We start from the raw sequence: 18,133 nt of genomic DNA on the forward strand, positions 1-18,133 counted from the left end.
GCTACTTTAACATCTCGATAAAGGCCGCAATCCTGGTGGCGAGCTGGCCTACGTCAGCCTTGGAATAATCGGTTTCGATGCTGAAATAAGGAATTTTCTTCTCGCCGGTCACAAACCTGCGGATCAATCCCGACTCGACCGCATACGTGTGGCAGGCGGAAAGTTCCATGTCGATCACTGCATCGGCCCTGTATTCGTCGATGAGCCTGCCCAGCAGCTGGTAGCGATTCGGATTGGGGCTCATGCAGGAGCATCCAATGTTGACATACTTTTGCGCCAGCGCTTCGTATACATCTTCCATATTCTCATCCACATTGTCCTCAATGGCTTTTGCGCCCGTGCAGTTTTCAAAGGCCACGCAGCATGCTCCCTGGCTTTCGATAATTTCCACTACTTTTCTGGTAGCTCCGCCCATTGGACATCCGGTAATGACAATCCTGGGCTTTCTTTCTTTTACAGCCTCCTGGCCTTTGATTTTCGCAAGCAGCGCCGAAAGCTCGGCCGGAACCTGCTCTTTGTTAAAGTGGAAGGTGATCCCCTCTAGGGTTTTGAGCACGTCGAGGCCCGAAATAGGCGGGTACTCGTCCTTCATGATGGCGTAAAAATCCTTCACGGCCTGCCGCTCTGCGTTCTTAATATGGATGGCTTCACGAATATCGTCCATGGTGATTTCTTTATCAAAGACTTCTTCCAGCTTTTCCTTCATGCGAATGATCTCTTCTTTCCAGAGGACCAGCCCGGCTTCGCTGTTTTTATTGGGAAGCTCCATGATATGTACCGGTTTAAAATCAGCCATATATTCATACATTTTTTTCTTTCCGTCACAGGTCGTCTCGCCCACTACCAGATCGGAAAAGAAAAAGAAAGGACACTTGTCCGTTTTTCCAAACCCGTAGCTGGATTTGATCAGCGGGCAGAGATTTTTCGGTAAATCTTCTTCAGCCGCGGATATAGTTTCATCCGATGTGGCGCAGAGGGAAACCGGCGCTGCTCCCGCGGCCAATGCCAGCTCCTGGGGAAAGTAGGTGCAGAACATGCCCACGACCGGGATATTCTGTTCCTTCAAATCTTTCACCCGCACAAAAGCGTTCCTTCGTTCTTCTGCAAAATCTTCAAAAATCTCTGGTAGTTCTTTTCTTACATCCATGTTCATTTCCTTTCTGTGACTGTATGAGCAGTTTTTTTATTTACCGGCCTTTTCTTCGGCCAGAATTGATGCTCCCAGTGCTCCCGCGTATCTGCCCAGCTTTAGCGTCCTTACTTCTGTACTGAGCCGCTCCTCGATTCTATCTGCAAATTGGCGGCAGTGGCTCAGCCCGCCGGTGAGGTAAATTCCTTTTTTTGCAGGCCGCCTTCCGTAGAGCTGCGCTACTTTTTCCGCTACCGAATCGACGATCCCGGCGGCGATATTTTCTTTCGGGTGTCCTTCTCCCATATAGCTGACGATCTCCGACTCAGCGAAAACCGTGCACAAAGAGCTGATGGCCAGCGGCTTCCCCTCTTTAGCCAAAGCAAAGAGCTCATCGATGGTCACGCCCATGCGGTTTGCCATGATTTCCAGAAACTTTCCTGTACCGGCGGAGCATTTATCATTCATCAAAAAATCGCAAACCTGCCCGTTTTCGATCTGTATAATCTTGGTATCCTGTCCGCCCACATCGATGATGGTGCAGTCCTCTCCCGTCAGCTCAAATCCGCCCCGGCCATGACAGGTGATCTCGGTGATCCGATAGTCTGAAAAATCGACGGAAATCCGCCCGTAGCCAGTAGCGGCGACAGCGCATTTTTCTGCAAGATCAACGCCTGCTTCTGTTAATCTGTTTTTTACCGCCTGGGAGGTCTCCTTGCTGTTCCACCCGGAAGGCATGGCAAAATGGCCGTTGTGGTCGCCTCTGACCACGACTTTTGTGGCCGTGGATCCGATATCGATTCCTATGTAGTCCAATCGTAAGCCTCCTCTCCATTTTCTTCCTGTTATTATAATAGAGCGTTTTGGTAAGCGTCTAATTCATAATTTCTATTAATTACAGCTTTACTAATTAAATTTTAGATATGGGTATTGGTATTCTTTTACTGGACAAACTATGTTACAATGGGATTCAGAGGGCCTGATACCAGATTTAGGGACAGGCTTTCGCTCAGGGGAGATGTGTGTATCAATAACAGGAAAGAAGGTTGTTAAATGAAAAAAATAGTTTGCGTTATGACAGCGCTTTGCCTGGTCCTTGGCATTACGGCCTGCTCAGGTAAGGGTGGCGCAAGCAGCGGGGCTGATTCGGAAAAAGCAGCCGCAAACGTCAGCGCCGATGAAAACGGCCGCTACGAGATTGAAGATGTTTCTTACGTGGTAATGGCGGAGACGGAAAGCGGCGACATGCGTATTACGGAAACAAAGGAAACGGAAGGCAACTATCAGGTGGTACTGATCGATGCGGCCAATACCGGTGATTCCAGCGGCGCTATGACTGTCACAATGACAAAGGAACAGTACGACAAGCAAATTAAAGGTAAGAAAACAGTAAAATGCGATGCCAGAAAGACGGTGTTCCTGGTGCCTTGCAAGGAAGCGGACCAGAAGAAATACCAGGCGCCGGCTTTTGAATATACATTTGTCAAGACTTCATTAGATACTGAGGACAGCAATAAGGATTATATGGTAAAAGAAATGGCAAATATTGTGCTGAAGGAGCTGAACAGCGGGGATGAGGCTGTTAAAGCAAGCCACCTTTGTACAGCAGACTTCGATACCTACAAAAATGCTTTTGCACCGGTGGAATAGTTTCGCAGGTGCATTTACGGATATGCATCTTCCCTGATCGCAGACTGACCATTTAAAAAGACACTCGCCTCAAAGAGGCCGGGTGTCTTTTTTGCTGCCAGCAGCGGCCGGGCTGTGGCTTTGGAAGGGATGATGCTCTTTTCCAAGCGGCGGCTTGCCAGATAAGGCTCTTGAGGAAAAGATTTTTAAAATCACGAAAAACTTACGCTTCTTTCAACGATTGAGCCTCCTTAAATCAAACGTTTGGGAGTCAGTCCTTCTTTTTCTCAGGACGAAGCCCCTCAAACCCACAACTTTACGAAAAATGTGCGGATTTTCACAAAAGTTTTTCCGGAGCTGCCTGGAAATTGGTCATTCCCACCCGCTATATAACAAGACCCCAGGGCTGAAGCAATATGCTCCCGCCCTGGGGTCTTCCAAAAAACGTCTTAGAACAAACCGGTGATCTTTCCGCTCTTATCCACATCGATCTTCTCCGCAGCAGGAACTTTGGGCAGCCCCGGCATTGTCATAATATCCCCGGTCAGCGCCACAATAAATCCTGCTCCCGCAGATACTTTCAAATTGCGCACGGTCAGTGTAAAGCCTCTTGGTGCTCCCAGCAAGGCGGGATCATCAGAAAAACTGTACTGAGTTTTGGCAACGCAGATGGGCAGGTTTCCAAAGCCCAGCTTCTCCAGCTGGTCCATCTGTTTTCTGGCAGCCGGAAGAATATTGATGTCATCGGCCCGATAAATCTTAGTGGCGATGGCACGAATCTTTTCTTCAATGGACAGGTCAAGCTGATAGGATTGGCTGAACGTGTTCGGTTCATCGCAGAGACGCACTACCTCTTTTGCCAGAGCAATACCGCCTTCGCCGCCTTTTCCCCACACTTCGCTGAGAGCTACATGAACGCCCAGCTCTTTGCATTTGGCTTCCACCAGCTTTAATTCAGCTTCAGTGTCCGTCGGGAATCGGTTGATCGCCACAACAGCCGGAAGTCCGTAGACCTGGGTGATGTTTTCCACATGCTGGAGAAGATTGGGCAGGCCTTTTTCCAAGGCGTCCAGATTTTCCTGTCCCAGATCGCCCTTGGCTACGCCGCCGTGATGTTTTAATGCCCGTACCGTAGCTACTACCACAACTGCCGATGGTTTAATGCCCGCCATGCGGCATTTAATATCCAGGAACTTTTCCGCGCCCAGATCAGCCCCGAATCCGGCTTCCGTTACCACGTAGTCCGCCATCTTCATCGCCATGCGGGTAGCCATGATCGAGTTGCAGCCGTGGGCGATATTGGCAAAAGGACCGCCGTGGATAAAGGCCGGAGTATGCTCCAAAGTCTGTACCAGATTGGGCTTGAGGGCATCCTTTAAAAGAGCTGCCAATGCTCCCTGGGCCTTCAACTGTCCGGCTGTTACCGGCTGGTCGTCATATGTATAGCCGACAATAATGTTGGCCACTCGGTTCTTCAAGTCTTCAATATCGCTGGAAAGGCAGAGAATAGCCATGATTTCGCTGGCAACGGTGATGTCGAAGCCGTCCTCCCGTGGCGTTCCGTTGGCTTTTCCGCCCAAGCCGTCCACCACAAAACGCAGCTGACGGTCGTTCATGTCCACGCACCGTTTCCAGGTGATCTTCCTTGGGTCAATTCCCAGCGAATTTCCCTGCTGAATATGGTTGTCCAGCATTGCGGCCAAAAGGTTATTTGCAGCGCCGATGGCGTGCATATCTCCGGTAAAATGGAGATTGATGTCCTCCATGGGAACCACTTGCGCGTATCCGCCGCCCGCAGCTCCGCCTTTTACGCCGAATACCGGGCCCAGAGACGGCTCTCTCAGCGCCACCAACACCTTCTTGTCAATCTTCTTCAGCGCATCGGCAAGGCCGACGGTTGTCGTCGTCTTACCTTCGCCGGCCGGTGTGGGAGAAATGGCGGTCACCAAGATCACCTTGCCGTCTGGGCCATCCTTTTTTTCCTCCAGCAAATTATAGTCTACCTTGGCTTTATAGTTTCCATACAGCTCAATGTACTTCTGGTCAAGACCGGCAGCATCTGCAATCTCTTTGATGTTTTTCATCTCTGTTTCCTGAGCGATCTGAATATCACTTTTGATTTCCATTTCATTTCTCCTTTTCAATCAACGTTTACAAACAGTTATAACTGGGGCCGATTCTCTTGCCTTTTTCAATGGCACAGAAGCTCTCCATATACGCAAAAAGAGCCTGGCAATCCGGACAAATGCCCAGACGGTCGGCTCATCATATACATTATACTCCACGTGGTCCATTCCACTTGTTCCGTCAGTCGTATAACAAATAAATAATAGCATCTCCCTTATGGAGAATCAAGCTTTATTTTAAGAAGTTTTTTAAAAACGTCCGCCTGTGGATCGGGCACGGGCCTTGCTGCCGCAAGCCTTCATAATGGGCTTTTGTTCCGTAACCTTTATTTTTTTCAAAACTGTATCCCGGGTAACGCTGCGCCATTTCCACCATCATCCGGTCCCGAGTGACCTTGGCCAAAACCGAGGCCGCTGCAATGGACAAGCTCTTACTGTCTCCTTTTATGACGGAGGTTTGGGGAATTGGAATGGACTTGATGATCATGGCATCAAAAAGGATATGCTCAATCCCGGCCCCCGCCCTCTCTTTCAGCATACGGGAGGCCTCCTCCACCGCCTGAATCATCGCTTCCTTTGTGGCCTCAAGAATATTGATCTCATCGATCCGCATATGATCCGCCATACCGATTCCATAGGCCAGAGCTTTTTCTTTAATCAGAGGATACAAGGCTTCCCGCTTTTTTTCCGTCAACTTTTTGGAATCGTCGATACCCGGCACATCAAAATCCTCCGGGAGCACCACACAGGCCGCCACCACCGGACCGGCCAGGGGCCCTCTGCCCACTTCGTCCACGCCAGCGATAAACATCACGTCTTTTCCGCATAGCTCCTTGTCAAACTGCTTCATTTCCACAAGCCGCCGGGCCAAAAGCATCTCTTTTTCCTGCTTATTCATGGGGTACCCTTTCCAATGTGATCTTTCCGATCGTTCCTGCGCGAAACTCATCCAGCACCACTTTGGCGATTCGTTCGTAATCGATCTTTTTCCCAGGGAGAATGCAGCCCCGTTTGAGCGCTATCGCTTCCATGGTCTGAATCGGGGTCTCTTCTACTCCGTCCAGCTTGTAGCGCTGTGCCAGAAGTTCCGCATAGCCGTTTTGAAGGACGGCAATCAGCTCCAGGGCCAGGGTAGCCACATCGAGGATTTCGTCCTTGATCGAACCGCAGAAAGCCAGATTAAGGCCTGCTTTCGGATCCTCAAACTTGGGCCAGAGGATCCCTGGCGTATCCAAAAGCTGCATATTGCCCGGAAGGTTGAGCCATTGCTTGCCTTTGGTCACCCCCGGCCTGTCCCCTGTCTGGGCGCTCTTTTTTCCGGTCAAACGATTGATGAGAGACGACTTGCCCACATTGGGCACGCCCACGATCATCAGCCGGTACGGCCGCTGCCTGACCTGGCCGGCGTTTTTCTCATCCTGCAGCCGGGACAGCAGCTTTAAAAGCTGTGCCGCCCCACCGCCCTTCATACAGTTCATCGTCAGGACCTGACTGCCTCTTTTCCGAAAGTATTGCTCCCATTCCTGATTGGCCTCGCTGTCCGACAGATCGCTCTTGTTGAGAATGATGATGCGCTTCTTATTTCTCACCAGTTCGTCGATAATGGGATTTCTGCTGGAAACCGGGATGCGTGCATCGATCACTTCCACCACCGCATCCACCAGCTTCAGATTTTCCTGGATCAGCTCCCGGGTCTTTTTCATGTGTCCCGGATACCAGTTTATATGTTCCATCATAGGTTGTTCCTCTCGTTTTTTCAGTGTACTTTATTATAGCAGGGATTGGGCGGAATTACAATGCAGGGAGCGGACCCTTCGGGCCCGGATTCATAAAGGCCGAAAAGCAAAATTATCGCTAGAACTCGTTTTGGCCTAACTTTACGATGATTTTTCATCGTGACGAAAGACAAAAAGCTTAAAAAGCGATAGTTTCCTGCTGTTTTTAGGTGGATTAGCAGAAAAAAAGGCCTAAAATCATCGCTGGGAAGGCTGCCAGGCACGGATCACGATGATTTGATTTGCTCCCGGCCCCATCTTTTCTGCCATAAAAAAAGGATCGCCGCATATACGACAATCCTTCATTAAGTCAAGCTTATTCTTCGGTCTTTTCCTCTGCTGCCGGAGCTTCTTCCGCAGGAGCTTCCACAACTGCTGCTTCTTCAGCCGCCGCTGCTTTCGCTGCTGCCTTTGCTTCAGCTGCTGCCAGCTGTTCTTCACTGTATTCCTTGGCTTTAATCTTGGCAGATTTACCAGTTCTTTCACGCATATAGTGAAGCTTCGCTCTTCTGACATCACCTTTTCTCACAACTTCGATCTTTTCAACCAGTGGTGAGTGCAGCGGGAATGTCTTTTCCACGCCGACGCCGGAAGCGATTCTTCTTACTGTGAATGTTTCGCTGATTCCACCGTTCTGCTTTTTCAGGACAAAACCTTCAAAAATCTGAATTCTTTCTCTCGATCCTTCTTTAATTTTAATGTGCACTTTTACAGTGTCTCCCACATTAAACGCAGGGATATCTTTTTTGGTGTATTCCTGTGCAATTGACTGCATAATATTCATTGCTCATTTCCTCCTTCCCTCCAAGACGTTCGTGGTGCCCAATTCTGCATCCAGAGGACCGCCCGTAATAACTTTCAATATTTTAGCACAAAAGCTGGAAAAGCGCAAGGATTTTTTTGCCTGCCAACTCTGCCGCCCGCTAAAACTTCTGCACGGTTCTTTGAATGATGTCGTCCTGCATCTCCTTGCACAGCTCGGTGAAAAAGGCGCTATAGCCTGCCACCCTGACGATCAGCGATTTATAGCTGCCCGGATTTTTCTGCGCTTTTTTCAGCAGATCGCTGGATATGATGTTGAATTGGACATGGTAAATATTCAAATCAATAAAGCTGCGGATCAGGGAAACGATTCTGGCATTTCCTTCCTCACCCTTGGAGGACATGGGATCCAGCCGCATATTGAGCAGCGTGCCGGCAACATGGGCATCGTGGTTGATCTTTGACACGGACTTGAGCACAGCCGTCGGCCCTTTCACATCTGTCCCGCCCTTGGGCGAGCAGCCGTCGGCCAGAGGAGTTCCTTCCAGCCTGCCGTAAGGCAGCGCAGCCACCACTTCGCCGTGGGGAACATGGGAAGCTACCGGATACAAACCCGAAATATAGTGGGGACCCCGATAAGACTGATATTGGGTGATTTCTTCAAAAGCAAAATCGGTCATTTCCCTTACAAAATCGTCCACATAGTCATCGTCGTTGCCATAAAAGCGGCCGTTGCTTTCAATATACGCTTTCATTTCCTCATGGCCTTTGAAATTATGCTTTACAGCCTGAACAAAATCCTGCATGGTGAACACCTGCTTGTCGAACACAAACTCTTTTATCACCGACAGAGAATCCGCCAGATCGGCAATGCCGGTGCCGATAAAGGCCGGGCCTACCGTCAGCTCTGCGCCGCCGCGGGTAATGTCTCTGCCCGTTTCAATACAGCCGTCGATCATGGCCGACATGTAGGGATAGGGCGTGTATTCCGCGTGGAGCTTTTCGCAGATATGACAGGCCGTCGCGATATGCTTGATGCAGAAAGCAAGCTGCTTTTTCACCGCATCCTTCAGTTCTTCAAAGCTCATCTCCGACGGATCGCCGGTGCTCAGGCCCAGCTTCTTATTGCCGTTTACCACGCTGATGCCGTTAGTCAGCGCCAGTTCCATCACTGACCCATAGTTATAATGGCCGCCGTCGGTCCATTTGGACATTTTTCCCGGAATATAGGGTTCTACGCATCCAACCATGCAGTAATCCCGCGCATCCTCGATATCCGCTCCGCTGATGAGCATCATTTTAATGGTCACCTCGTCGTTGTGGATGGCTGGAAAACCTGTTCCGATCTGGGAAAGGGCCGCTGCCTTGCGCAGGAATTTGTCCGGCGACTGTTTATGAACGCGCACCGAAAGGGATGGCGAATGGAGACGCACTTCCATTTTGGCGGTTATGAATAAGTAGGATAACTCGTTGGTGGCATCCTTTCCATCCCTGGCGATTCCGCCCACGCAGACATTTTGATAAGGCTGGTAGCCGGCAAAATACATGGCCGCATTGGTGCTCAAAAACCAAGTGTTTTCCGCAAACTTGAGATACAGACATTCGATCAGCTCCAGGGCCTTCTTCTCTGTCAGCAGCCCGGCTGCGAGATCTTTTTTGTAATACGGGTAAAACAGCTGATCCACTCTGCCGGGAGAATAGGACGGTCCGTTGGCCTCTATGTAGCAGCCAATCTGGAGGATCCAAAAAGATTGCAGCGCCTCCATAAAGGTCCTGGCCGGATTGGCCGGCACATGATCCAGATTTTCCGCGATTTGCAGCAGCTCCGCCTTTCGATCCGCATCGGTTTCCGCCGCTGCTTTTTCTCTGGCAAGAGCAGCATAACGGGCTGCCAGAGCCATGATTCCGTCCAGGGAAATACAGACCGCTTCATAAAAATTCTTCTTTTCGTAGTCCTCAGGCTTGACAATATCCAGGGCTGCCGCAGCGTCCTGCGCCTGTTTTTTAATCCCCAGGAATCCTTTTTGCAGCACTTTTTTCACATTGGGCGAAATTTCTCCCGGTCCGCTCTGGGTTTTAATTTCAATGTCTATGATTCCCGTTTTGACAGCGATTTCCTTCACCTCGTCGGGAATCTGGCGCAGCCAATGGCTGCTGATGTCCTTATCTTCCCAATAGGGAAAGATTTCACTTCTCAGCACCGCTTTCTGTTCCTCCGTCACTTCATAAGGGTCCTGACGGCGGGTGCTCAGACCGTCCAGCTCTTCCTTCAGCCAGCCAGTAGCATGCTCCGGGCAAAAGACCGCGGCCCTTGGTATGGAAGCGGCGCAGCCAACGATCAGCTCATCATCGGCAATAAAAATGCTTTTTTCCTCGCAGGCTTTCTTAAAGGCTTTGGCCCTTCGAATCACCGCGGTCTCCCCTTCCGTTTTTTGATAGGATCTGGTATAGGCCATGGCCCTTTCAATGCAAAGCTGGGGTTTGATATCGAAAAATCTGTCCAAAAGCCGGTTCACTCTGGGAAATGCTGTGCTGCTGGTTTCATCGATGGTACCGCCGCAGCAAGCTTCATCTTTTATCATGTCACTCATTGGTTTCTCCTTTCATTTCAGTGGTAACGTTATGTATATAACCATTTTACCGGTTCTCGAAAATTTGTATATTCGCCGCCAGGATAAAAAGCGGCCGCCGGCCGGCCGGTTATGTATACCTGCGTATACCTTATAAAATCGTCCCCAGGATCTGATGCTTTCCTTCGATGTCCATTTTATTGTAGATGTTGGTCAAATGCTTTTTTACCGTGGGCACGCTGATGAAAAGTTTTTTGCTGATTTCCAGATTGTTCATCCCTTTAAACATGCACTGCATCACCTCATATTCCCGATCCGTCAGGCCGTAGCGGTCTTTCACTTCCACCAGAATGTTTTCAAACAGGCTGGAATAGTCATAGACGGTTGCGATAAATTTACTGTCCATGGCCGACTTACCTGTCACAAAGACTACTTCTGCAAAATAGGTAGCTTTTCCGATAACGATCCTGCTCCTGGCCCGAATGTCGTCCCCTTTGGGCATCAGCCCGCCGTCGGAAGCCAGCTTGCTTTTTATGCTTTTGCACAGGGTGATCAGGGTGCGCATCAATTCCCCGATGTGCTGATATTGGATGGTTTGATTTTCCTCCAGATTGCAGTCCAGCAGCTTCAAATCATAGTTCCAGATACAGATACCCATTCCCTGGATGTTGGACAAAAGGGGCAATTCCAATAAGTAGTGGTTGATCTGCTCTCTGGTGTTCTGAAATCGCTTGGCAATGTTGGCCAGATGGGGCCTGGCCATTTTAAGGATCTCCAGGTCTTTGTTGGAAAAGTCCTTGTACTTTTCAGGGCGGTGGATTCCGATGCCGCCCACATATCCATTTTCCCCGATATAAAGGTTCCCCTCAATGGAATGGTTCATCCCCGCAGGGCGGAGCAGTTCGTTATAATATCTGGTTTTTTTCCGCTCATCAAAGATAAAGACATCGGAGCTGCGGAACATGATCGGATAGTCGTTTGAAACAATAGGCAGCACATCATCGATTCCGCAGTACTGGTCGAGATAGCTTTTCAGATCCTTTTCTCCCCAGTCCACAAAGATAAAGTCCTCAAAGATGATTTGATCATCCTTCTTTTTATAAAAATAGATATCGCCCTTTTCAAAGATAATCAGCTCTTTGAGTTTTGCCAGAAAGTTGTTGAATGCCTTCTCGTAATCATCGTCATCGTGAAGCTCCGCCAATATCTGATTCAGATACAAAAGTTCTCTGTTGTCCAAAAAGGTTTCCATATTGATCACCTCCCCTTTAAACAAGTTTAATCTCAATGGGGTAGTTTTGGTCCGCGATCCATCTGCTTAATTCCTGCTTTTGCTCCTCCGAATAGGTCTGCAGGCCGCTCAGCTCATAGTCCTCGCCGATCCACTGGTATTTGCTCTCCCCCAAGCTGTGATACGGCAGCAGTTCCACCCGCTGCGCGTTCTCAAATTGGGCCGCGAACAAAACCGTTTCTTCTAAGTTTTTGAAACTATCGTTTAAGCCCGGTATCAGCGGCACTCTGAAAATCACCGGCTGGTCTTTTTTCAGCCGATAGGCGTTTCTAAGAATTTTTTCATTGCCCGCGCCAGTCAGACTTTTATGCTTGGCTGAATTCATATGCTTTAAATCGAATAAAACCAAATCCGCATATTCAATGGTTTCCTCGAACTGCTCCGCCTCCGCAAACGCGCAGGTTTCAATGCAGGTTGAAATGGATTCTTGTCTGCATCTTTTTAAAAGCTGATTCACAAAGGCGCTTTGGAGCGCGGGCTCGCCGCCGCCGATGGTTGCTCCGCCGCCGGAATTCCGATAGAACAAACGGTCTTCCGCGATGATTTCCATCAGCTCCTCCACAGTGACTTGAGATCCGATCATCTTTTTGGCCTGCACCGGGCACACGGCCGCACACTTGCTGCAGCCGGTGCAGCGCTCCCGGATAATCCCATAGTCTGGCCCTTGGATGGCCCGGTCCGGACAGACAGCCGCGCATTTTCCGCAGCGAATACAGTTTTTTTGTGTATAGCCGACCTGCACGCCCGTCTTTTGCGATTCGGGGTTGCTGCACCACCTGCAGCGCATCGGACATCCCTTCATAAAAACCAGGGTACGAATCCCCGGCCCGTCATGCAATGAATATTTTTGAATATCAAATATTGTTCCAGTCATGTTTTTCCTGTTTCTACTTGAGAAAGGGACTGTTGCGCTCGGCGACAGCCCCTTTGGGTTTGCATTAGCGATTGGTTTCAATTTCGTTGTCATTGACAAAGGGAATCTTATACTTTTTCATAATCCAAGTCTTCATCAAAACCGTATAAACGATTCCTGTAAGGAAGAAGGTTGGCACGATGGCAGTCGTATAAGGGAAGATTCCCGTCAGACTGGTCCAAGTGAGCGGGTTGAGAATCAGCAGATATGTAGCGAAACCTGCGCCCACTGCGATCAGAGCCGCCGGGTTCCAGCCCTTGGCATATTGATAGCCTTTGTTGACACTGAAGAATTCTCTGATCCGGAACCGGCCTTTGCTGATAAAGAGGAAATCAAATACAACGATGGACGCATAGATTCCGGTTACCAGGCCGATAAAGGCGTAGACGTTGCTGACCATGTAATAGACCGCGTTATTGAGCATAAACAATACCGGCACCACAGAAATCAGCAGAGCCGGAATCCAGCCGAACCTGGGCATCCTGCTTTTGACGGCGATGGCCTCCGGATAAACCAGCGTAGCTACCGAAGTGATATTGGCGATGGCAAAGAGCACCAGACCTACGGCAGCCAGGAATCCCAGACCCGTGTCTTTGCTGACCTGTACGAACCAGATGGTCGGGTCATATTTTCCGATGGCAAGGGCGGCGAAAGCGGCGAATAATCCTGCCACTGCCGCGAGAACACCCCAGCCCCACATGCATCCATGGTACCCGTTGCTCTCGGTCTTGGCCAATCTGGTCCATCCGCCGAAGAAGAATCCCCAGGACATGCCCAGGCCCAGATTTGCTTCAAGAGCCGTGGCCCTGCTCCACTTTATGCCCATGCCGGCTCCCATATCTGCATCCGTATAAGGCTCCGCCGGTTTTGCGTGGATAACGGAATCTATTCCATGGTAGGCAAAGAGATAAATAATCAATCCCGCCAGGATCAGTGCCATGAAGATGGCCGAAAGCCTTGTGAACCACCTGAGGGCATTGGGCCCCAGCCAGGCAATAAACGTACCGCCCACCAAAGCAATCAGAGCAAATATGGTAACAGCCGCTCCTTCCGTGGCAAAAAAACCTGGTCCTGTCAGAACCGCTACAAATTTAATCGCACTTTGTCCAAACATTAAAGTTGCCAGGGCCAGCGCCGGATAACATGCGATCAAAAAGAAAAAGGTCATGAGAATTGAACCTTTTTGTCCAAATATACCAGCGGTGGCAGTAAGCTGTTCAACACCGTATCTGGATGGACTGATTGATAGAAATGAAATCATAAAAATACCGACGCAGTTTCCTGCTAAAATTGTTGGAATTGCTTCCTTAGCGGTTAAGAGCATTCCGGCCTGACTTCCGCAGAGGAAGAACCACGCTGCGATGCCAAAACAAATCTGAACAGCGATCAGATCCCACATGCCATAACATCTCTCGGATTTGTCTGCCGGCAGCAGAGATGTATATACAGCTTCTGTAACATTATTATTGTTCGCCATGTTTTCTCCTTTCTCTATGCCATTAAAACGGCAATGATGTAATAGAGCAGAATCGCTCCATTAATGACTCCTGCAAAGATGTAATCTCCCTTCCTGATCTTCGGCACATAGCCGGCTCCTCCCTTTGATGTTTGAGGTTCGTGATTTTTTTCGAAATCAACGATTCTTTCCTCCAGTGCTTTGCGCATTTCCGGGTCAATCCCTTTAATGTCGATTGGCAGTTGTTCAACTGGTAACATCTGATCACCTCTTTCCTGTTAAAACCGTCAGCTAAAAATGTTTACTACGATTATTGTAAAACAAGATTGAATTTGTGATAATTATCCTCAAGGATATTTCACCCGGTTTTGACTATCCCTGAGGCGTACCGCCGCATGCAGGTTATGGAACAATCATTTTATTCATTTTTAAATTTACTATTTATATTTAAATAATAATAAAACGTTGGTAGAAACCTTGTAATATGAGTGGTTTTCTTTGTTTTTAAAATTACGGTCTATTCATATAAAAATTTCATTTAATTTTCAGTCCCTGTTTTTGCTGAAAATTCGTTCTTTTTCACTCGAATTTGATTGGAACGAATCTTGCTTTCTAATAGATTATGGCACTTACGTTTTTTCATTGTTTATTAGGAGGTGTTTCTCATGAAGGAAAATCTGTCTTTGAATGCCAATATGGATTATGACTACATTTTGACAGGAAAAGCGATCTACACGCTGGACGAAGACCATCCTGCGGCAGACTGGGTTGCCGTCAAGGATAAAAAAATTGCGAAGGTCGGCGACGGCCCCATCCCGGAAGGCTGCGAAAGGAAGGACTTTGGCGATAATATCATTATTCCCGGCCTGATCGATTCCCATGTCCACGCAGGGCAGACCGCGATTATGATGGGAGGCGTCAACCTGATCAACGCTGTAACCATTGAAGAAGTTTTAAATCTGATCGATGAACGCTGCAAAACTACCGAGGACGACCTGGTATTCGCACCCTTTTTCATTGTAGCTCAAATTGAAGAAAACCGGTTCCCCACAAGGAAGGAGTTGGATGCAGTTTCCCACGGCAAGAAGGTCATGGTAATCAGCATTACGCTGCATACATCCGCAATCAATACTGCGGCCTATGAAGCAGTCGATTACCACGGAAGCACTTACGGCCTGACCATGGATGAAAGTGGAGAATTCAACGGCTATCTGGCGGAAGACGAGGTTAATTTTTATACCCTTGGCGAGCTGATCGCCGGCATTTCTGAGGAAAAGTACGACAGCTATATTACACAGTTCGCTCAAATGTGTGTTGAAAATGGAATTACCACTGCCCATTGTCTGGAAGGGCAGTTTGTCACAGGTGATATTGATCTGGATTTGTGGCTCAAACGGTTAGATAAGGGTGATCTGCCTCTCCACTGCGTGCTTTATCCCCAGATGTGGGATTATGAAAAATCCAAGAAATACAATCTGCCCAGACATGGCGGGTGTCTGACCCTGGATGGCGCTGATTTGGATTACACCATGGCTCTGGACGAGCCCTATACCTGCAGGCCGGAGGTTCGCGGCGATCTTTATCGGAAGGATAGCGAGGTCTATGAGCTGACAGCAAAAGCTTATGCCGATAACAAGCAGATCGCCTTTCATGCCATGGGAGAGCGGGCCATCGATCAGGTAATGGATGCATACCGGCGGGTAATTGCTGAGCAGGGGCAGAAAAATCTCCGCCTGAGAGTGGAGCATTTTACCCTTCCGAGAGAAGCCCATATCAAGATGGCAGCCGAGCTGGGTATTGTCGTCAGCCAGCAGCCGGAATACACCTATCTCTATGGCTCCCCCGGCGGACCAATCGAGCAGTGGTTCGGGGAGGAGAGGAGCCGTCGTATGGAGCCCTACAAATATATCAGCGATCAGGGGATCATCGTAGCCGGAGGCTCTGATTCACCAGTAAACAGCTTGAATCCTCTGACTGGAATTCAGGGGCTTGTAAATGCCCGTTTTGATACCAGGCGGATGAGCGTGACGGAAGCGTTGAAGGCTTACACGTATAATGCGGCCTATGCTGCCTTTGAAGAAGACGAAAGAGGTACGATCAAAGAAGGTTATTATGCGGACTTTACCGTATTGAGCGAGGATCCATATGAGGTTTCCGACCGCATTGATGAGATTCAGGTTAAAGGGACGATTTCGGAAGGCCGGGTGGTCTTTGAAAAATAACCGGCCCGGCGGCGGGCTGCTGCATGAAAAAAGGAGCTGATCGCGTTTTATAATGCGACAGCTCCTTTATTTGCGTTTTTGTGGCTTATTCTACGACCCGAATAATCGCGGCGACTCTCGTGCCTGAATTATTCAGTTGCTTCACGCTCTGGGCGCATACTCCCTTTCTTGCGTTAGCAGCATGGATAATCTTTCCGCTTCCGGCGTATATAGCCGCATGGCTATAACGTCCGCCCCTCTTAAAAAGAATAATATCTCCGGCTTTCGCCTTTTTGATGCTCTTTATGGAAGAGCCCACTTTATACTTTTTAAGAGAAGAATACAACCCGGCAGAAGAAGTCCGTTTTACTTTTTTCTTTGCGTCTACATCCGCGTTTTTATATACCCAGTATACGAATCCGCTGCAGTCGAAGGATTTTGGGCCTGACCCGCCAGATCGATAGCGAGCGCCTATTTTGGCCTTTGCTTTTGCGACCACTTTTTGAGGATCGCTCTTTTTCGTCTTTGTTTTTGTGGCTGCGGAATAATCTCCGTAATATGTCACGCCGTTTACTTCAGCGTATGCTCTCACCTTATAGCGGTAAGTCGTATTCCCTTTCAGCTTTTTATCTGTATAGCTGGTCTGGGATGTGGTTGTCAACTCTTTATACTGTTTCTTTTTTGAGTTGTACCTGTAGACCGCGTATCCGTCTGCGCCGGACACGGCTCCCCAGGTCAGTTTGATCGTGCTGCCGCTTGTTGCCTTCGCTTTCGCACCGGTCGTTTTCGCCACTTGCGGGTCCTTGCCGTCAGCTCCATGCACTGCTGCCGGAAGGCAAAAGATGCTGAACATCATTGCCAATGTCACCGCATAGGTTACCATTTTTTTACTCATAAAAGCCTCTCTCTAAGTTTTTTCCCCAGCTTTTATTGAATAACACGGGTATTACTATACCATCGAACATACAAAAAGTCAAATTCTGCTTCATCCCTTGCTATCACTAGTATGCAGTGCTATATTATCAAAAACATCTAAAAATCTTTTTAAATAATTTTATAAAATCAGTTGTTTTTGCTGGGTTAGCGACTTAAAACCATTGATTTTTCTGATTTCTTTACGCGTTTAGCAGTATTTTTACCATTTTTATAAAAACTATTCTATTGCACTTAAATGTTTTTCAGTAACTAATTTGCTGTAATTTTCGGATTGTATGTATTGGTTTGTTTGTTATGTTTATTCATGTTTATGAATAAAACCCACCTCATGCTCTGGGATGGGTTTTATCGTAAACGTCTTTTATTCGATTTTTGGTAACGGTGAGATAGATTTGGGTAGCCGATATATCCTCATGCCCCAGCAGCTCCTGCAAGGATTTCAGGTCGGCTCCATTCTGTATCATATGAACCGCAAAAGAGTTCCTTATAATGTTGGGCGTCAGCTTATGCTCAAGGCCGGCTTGCTTTCCGTATTCCTTTAATACTTTCCACAGTCCCTGGCGAGTAATTCGCTGTCCGTAATAGTTGACGAAAAGCGCGGTTTCCTCAGTTCGTTCTTTAAGCAGTGTATTTCTGGCATCGTATATATATTCTTCCAACGCTGCTCTGGCCGGCCGCCCCATGGGAATGATTCTGGCTTTGCTCTGTTCACCGGCGCAGGTGATGAATCCCATGCGCAGATTGATATCCTCCACATCCGCTTCGATCAATTCGCTGACCCGAATTCCGGTGGCGTAAAGCAACTCCAGAATTGCTTTGTCACGAATCCCCCGAACGCTTTGGTCCGGAAGGGACAGCAAGCGGTCGATCTCTTCGATTGTAAGATATTCAATCGTTTTTCTTTCGATTCTCGGCGATTTAATATCGCTGGTGGGGTTGACCGCAACCTCTTTTATGGTCAGCAGGTAATTGTAAAGAGACCGTATGGAGGCCAATTTGCGATTAACTGTGGCTGCGGACTTACCTTCATTTTTTAGCTTTAGAAGATACGCCACCACCTCTGTACCAGGCGTTTGTCTGAGATCTGTAATCCCGCGCTGATTCTCAAATCGAGAAAACTCCAAAACATCCCGCCGATACGCTTCCAGCGTATTTTTCGCCATCTTCTTTTCGCTCTTCAAATACTCAAAAAATTGTTCAAGAAGCATGTACGCTCCTCCCTCCTGTAAGCAAATACCTGCTTTCCGTTCTACTTTTCCATTATAATCCATTTGGTTATGGTTTACAATAATATTTTGTCGAATTCTGACATTTTTTGTAGAGCAGTAATAAAGTGCTTCTGGTT

14 protein-coding genes, 1 pseudogene and 1 riboswitch are annotated in these 18,133 nt (G+C 48.4%); of the genes and pseudogenes, 2 read left to right on the forward strand and 13 right to left on the reverse strand.

Going from position 1 to position 18,133, the window contains the following annotated elements; translation table 11 throughout:
• Window position 1: 1 nt before the first annotated feature.
• Both NIA71_RS10225 and NIA71_RS10230 read right to left on the reverse strand, forming a co-directional pair.
• On the reverse strand, window positions 2-1,147 hold the full coding sequence (locus NIA71_RS10225) for a double-cubane-cluster-containing anaerobic reductase (protein WP_148396970.1): 1,146 nt from the start codon (window positions 1,145-1,147) through the stop codon (window positions 2-4).
• Window positions 1,148-1,183: 36 nt separating this feature from the next.
• Window positions 1,184-1,945 (reverse strand): acyl-CoA dehydratase activase, encoded by a 762-nt coding sequence (locus NIA71_RS10230; protein ID WP_253020344.1) that lies wholly within the window; start codon window positions 1,943-1,945, stop codon window positions 1,184-1,186.
• A 237-nt stretch (window positions 1,946-2,182) separates the two neighbouring features.
• Between NIA71_RS10230 and NIA71_RS10235 the strand changes: the two genes are divergently transcribed.
• On the forward strand, window positions 2,183-2,779 hold the full coding sequence (locus tag NIA71_RS10235; protein WP_227755569.1) for a hypothetical protein: 597 nt from the start codon (window positions 2,183-2,185) through the stop codon (window positions 2,777-2,779).
• A gap of 428 nt (window positions 2,780-3,207) precedes the next feature.
• On the opposite strand, the gene NIA71_RS10240 is transcribed toward NIA71_RS10235, so the two are convergent.
• The 9 genes and pseudogenes from NIA71_RS10240 to NIA71_RS10280 all read right to left on the reverse strand — a co-directional run bounded on the left by NIA71_RS10240 (window position 3,208) and on the right by NIA71_RS10280 (window position 13,911).
• Window positions 3,208-4,884, reverse strand: a complete 1,677-nt coding sequence (locus NIA71_RS10240; protein ID WP_227755570.1) for a formate--tetrahydrofolate ligase — start codon at window positions 4,882-4,884, stop codon at window positions 3,208-3,210.
• 114 nt (window positions 4,885-4,998) lie between these two features.
• A riboswitch (ZMP/ZTP riboswitch) is annotated at window positions 4,999-5,083 on the reverse strand.
• 33 nt (window positions 5,084-5,116) lie between these two features.
• Window positions 5,117-5,782: a ribonuclease HII gene (locus NIA71_RS10245; protein ID WP_253020345.1), complete on the reverse strand. Its 666-nt coding sequence runs from the start codon at window positions 5,780-5,782 to the stop codon at window positions 5,117-5,119.
• Window positions 5,775-6,620: a ribosome biogenesis GTPase YlqF gene (ylqF, locus tag NIA71_RS10250; protein ID WP_148396974.1), complete on the reverse strand. Its 846-nt coding sequence runs from the start codon at window positions 6,618-6,620 to the stop codon at window positions 5,775-5,777. The genes NIA71_RS10245 and ylqF overlap by 8 nt, the downstream gene beginning before the upstream one ends.
• Window positions 6,621-7,113: 493 nt before the next feature.
• Window positions 7,114-7,443: pseudogene (gene rplS, locus NIA71_RS10255) on the reverse strand (50S ribosomal protein L19); the annotation flags it as partial.
• 139 nt (window positions 7,444-7,582) lie between these two features.
• Window positions 7,583-10,012 carry a glycyl radical protein gene (locus tag NIA71_RS10260; protein WP_253020346.1) on the reverse strand — a complete coding sequence of 810 codons (2,430 nt, stop codon included), beginning with the start codon at window positions 10,010-10,012 and terminating at the stop codon, window positions 7,583-7,585.
• A gap of 130 nt (window positions 10,013-10,142) precedes the next feature.
• Window positions 10,143-11,243: a helix-turn-helix transcriptional regulator gene (locus tag NIA71_RS10265; RefSeq protein ID WP_253020347.1), complete on the reverse strand. Its 1,101-nt coding sequence runs from the start codon at window positions 11,241-11,243 to the stop codon at window positions 10,143-10,145.
• Between the two features lie 16 nt (window positions 11,244-11,259).
• Window positions 11,260-12,156 carry a glycyl-radical enzyme activating protein gene (locus NIA71_RS10270; protein ID WP_227755572.1) on the reverse strand — a complete coding sequence of 299 codons (897 nt, stop codon included), beginning with the start codon at window positions 12,154-12,156 and terminating at the stop codon, window positions 11,260-11,262.
• A gap of 64 nt (window positions 12,157-12,220) precedes the next feature.
• Window positions 12,221-13,672 carry a cytosine permease gene (locus tag NIA71_RS10275; protein ID WP_148396234.1) on the reverse strand — a complete coding sequence of 484 codons (1,452 nt, stop codon included), beginning with the start codon at window positions 13,670-13,672 and terminating at the stop codon, window positions 12,221-12,223.
• Window positions 13,673-13,686: 14 nt separating this feature from the next.
• Complete coding sequence (locus NIA71_RS10280; RefSeq protein WP_148396233.1) at window positions 13,687-13,911, reverse strand: hypothetical protein; 225 nt, start codon at window positions 13,909-13,911, stop codon at window positions 13,687-13,689.
• Window positions 13,912-14,316: 405 nt separating this feature from the next.
• Here NIA71_RS10280 and NIA71_RS10285 point away from each other — a divergent pair, with 405 nt between their 5' ends.
• On the forward strand, window positions 14,317-15,873 hold the full coding sequence (locus tag NIA71_RS10285) for an amidohydrolase (protein ID WP_253020348.1): 1,557 nt from the start codon (window positions 14,317-14,319) through the stop codon (window positions 15,871-15,873).
• Window positions 15,874-15,958: 85 nt separating this feature from the next.
• Here the strand turns inward: NIA71_RS10285 and NIA71_RS10290 are convergent, their stop codons facing one another.
• Together NIA71_RS10290 and NIA71_RS10295 are read right to left on the reverse strand one after the other, a co-directional pair.
• The gene (locus NIA71_RS10290) at window positions 15,959-16,747 is read right to left on the reverse strand and encodes a C40 family peptidase (RefSeq protein ID WP_227755574.1); all 789 of its coding nucleotides are present in this window, start codon (window positions 16,745-16,747) and stop codon (window positions 15,959-15,961) included.
• A gap of 367 nt (window positions 16,748-17,114) precedes the next feature.
• A complete protein-coding gene (locus NIA71_RS10295) occupies window positions 17,115-17,996 on the reverse strand; it encodes a site-specific tyrosine recombinase (RefSeq protein ID WP_148396230.1) in 882 nt (293 codons plus the stop codon).
• Between the last annotated feature and the right edge of the window lie 137 nt (window positions 17,997-18,133).

Origin of the sequence: Ihubacter massiliensis (assembly GCF_024125305.1) — a bacterium.
Taxonomy (GTDB): Bacteria; Bacillota; Clostridia; order Peptostreptococcales; family Anaerovoracaceae; genus Hominibacterium; species Hominibacterium faecale.

Bases quoted from the DNA above. Each gene is read 5' to 3' on its own strand.
- NIA71_RS10225 (WP_148396970.1), bottom strand. From the start codon at position 1,147: ATGGATGTAAGAAAAGAACTACCAGAGATTTTTGAAGATTTTGCAGAA.
- NIA71_RS10235 (WP_227755569.1), top strand. From the start codon at position 2,183: ATGAAAAAAATAGTTTGCGTTATGACAGCGCTTTGCCTGGTCCTTGGC.
- NIA71_RS10240 (WP_227755570.1), bottom strand. From the start codon at position 4,884: ATGGAAATCAAAAGTGATATTCAGATCGCTCAGGAAACAGAGATGAAA.
- NIA71_RS10245 (WP_253020345.1), bottom strand. From the start codon at position 5,782: ATGAATAAGCAGGAAAAAGAGATGCTTTTGGCCCGGCGGCTTGTGGAA.
- ylqF (WP_148396974.1), bottom strand. From the start codon at position 6,620: ATGATGGAACATATAAACTGGTATCCGGGACACATGAAAAAGACCCGG.
- NIA71_RS10260 (WP_253020346.1), bottom strand. From the start codon at position 10,012: ATGAGTGACATGATAAAAGATGAAGCTTGCTGCGGCGGTACCATCGAT.
- NIA71_RS10265 (WP_253020347.1), bottom strand. From the start codon at position 11,243: ATGGAAACCTTTTTGGACAACAGAGAACTTTTGTATCTGAATCAGATA.
- NIA71_RS10270 (WP_227755572.1), bottom strand. From the start codon at position 12,156: ATGACTGGAACAATATTTGATATTCAAAAATATTCATTGCATGACGGG.
- NIA71_RS10275 (WP_148396234.1), bottom strand. From the start codon at position 13,672: ATGGCGAACAATAATAATGTTACAGAAGCTGTATATACATCTCTGCTG.
- NIA71_RS10280 (WP_148396233.1), bottom strand. From the start codon at position 13,911: ATGTTACCAGTTGAACAACTGCCAATCGACATTAAAGGGATTGACCCG.
- NIA71_RS10285 (WP_253020348.1), top strand. From the start codon at position 14,317: ATGAAGGAAAATCTGTCTTTGAATGCCAATATGGATTATGACTACATT.
- NIA71_RS10290 (WP_227755574.1), bottom strand. From the start codon at position 16,747: ATGAGTAAAAAAATGGTAACCTATGCGGTGACATTGGCAATGATGTTC.
- NIA71_RS10295 (WP_148396230.1), bottom strand. From the start codon at position 17,996: ATGCTTCTTGAACAATTTTTTGAGTATTTGAAGAGCGAAAAGAAGATG.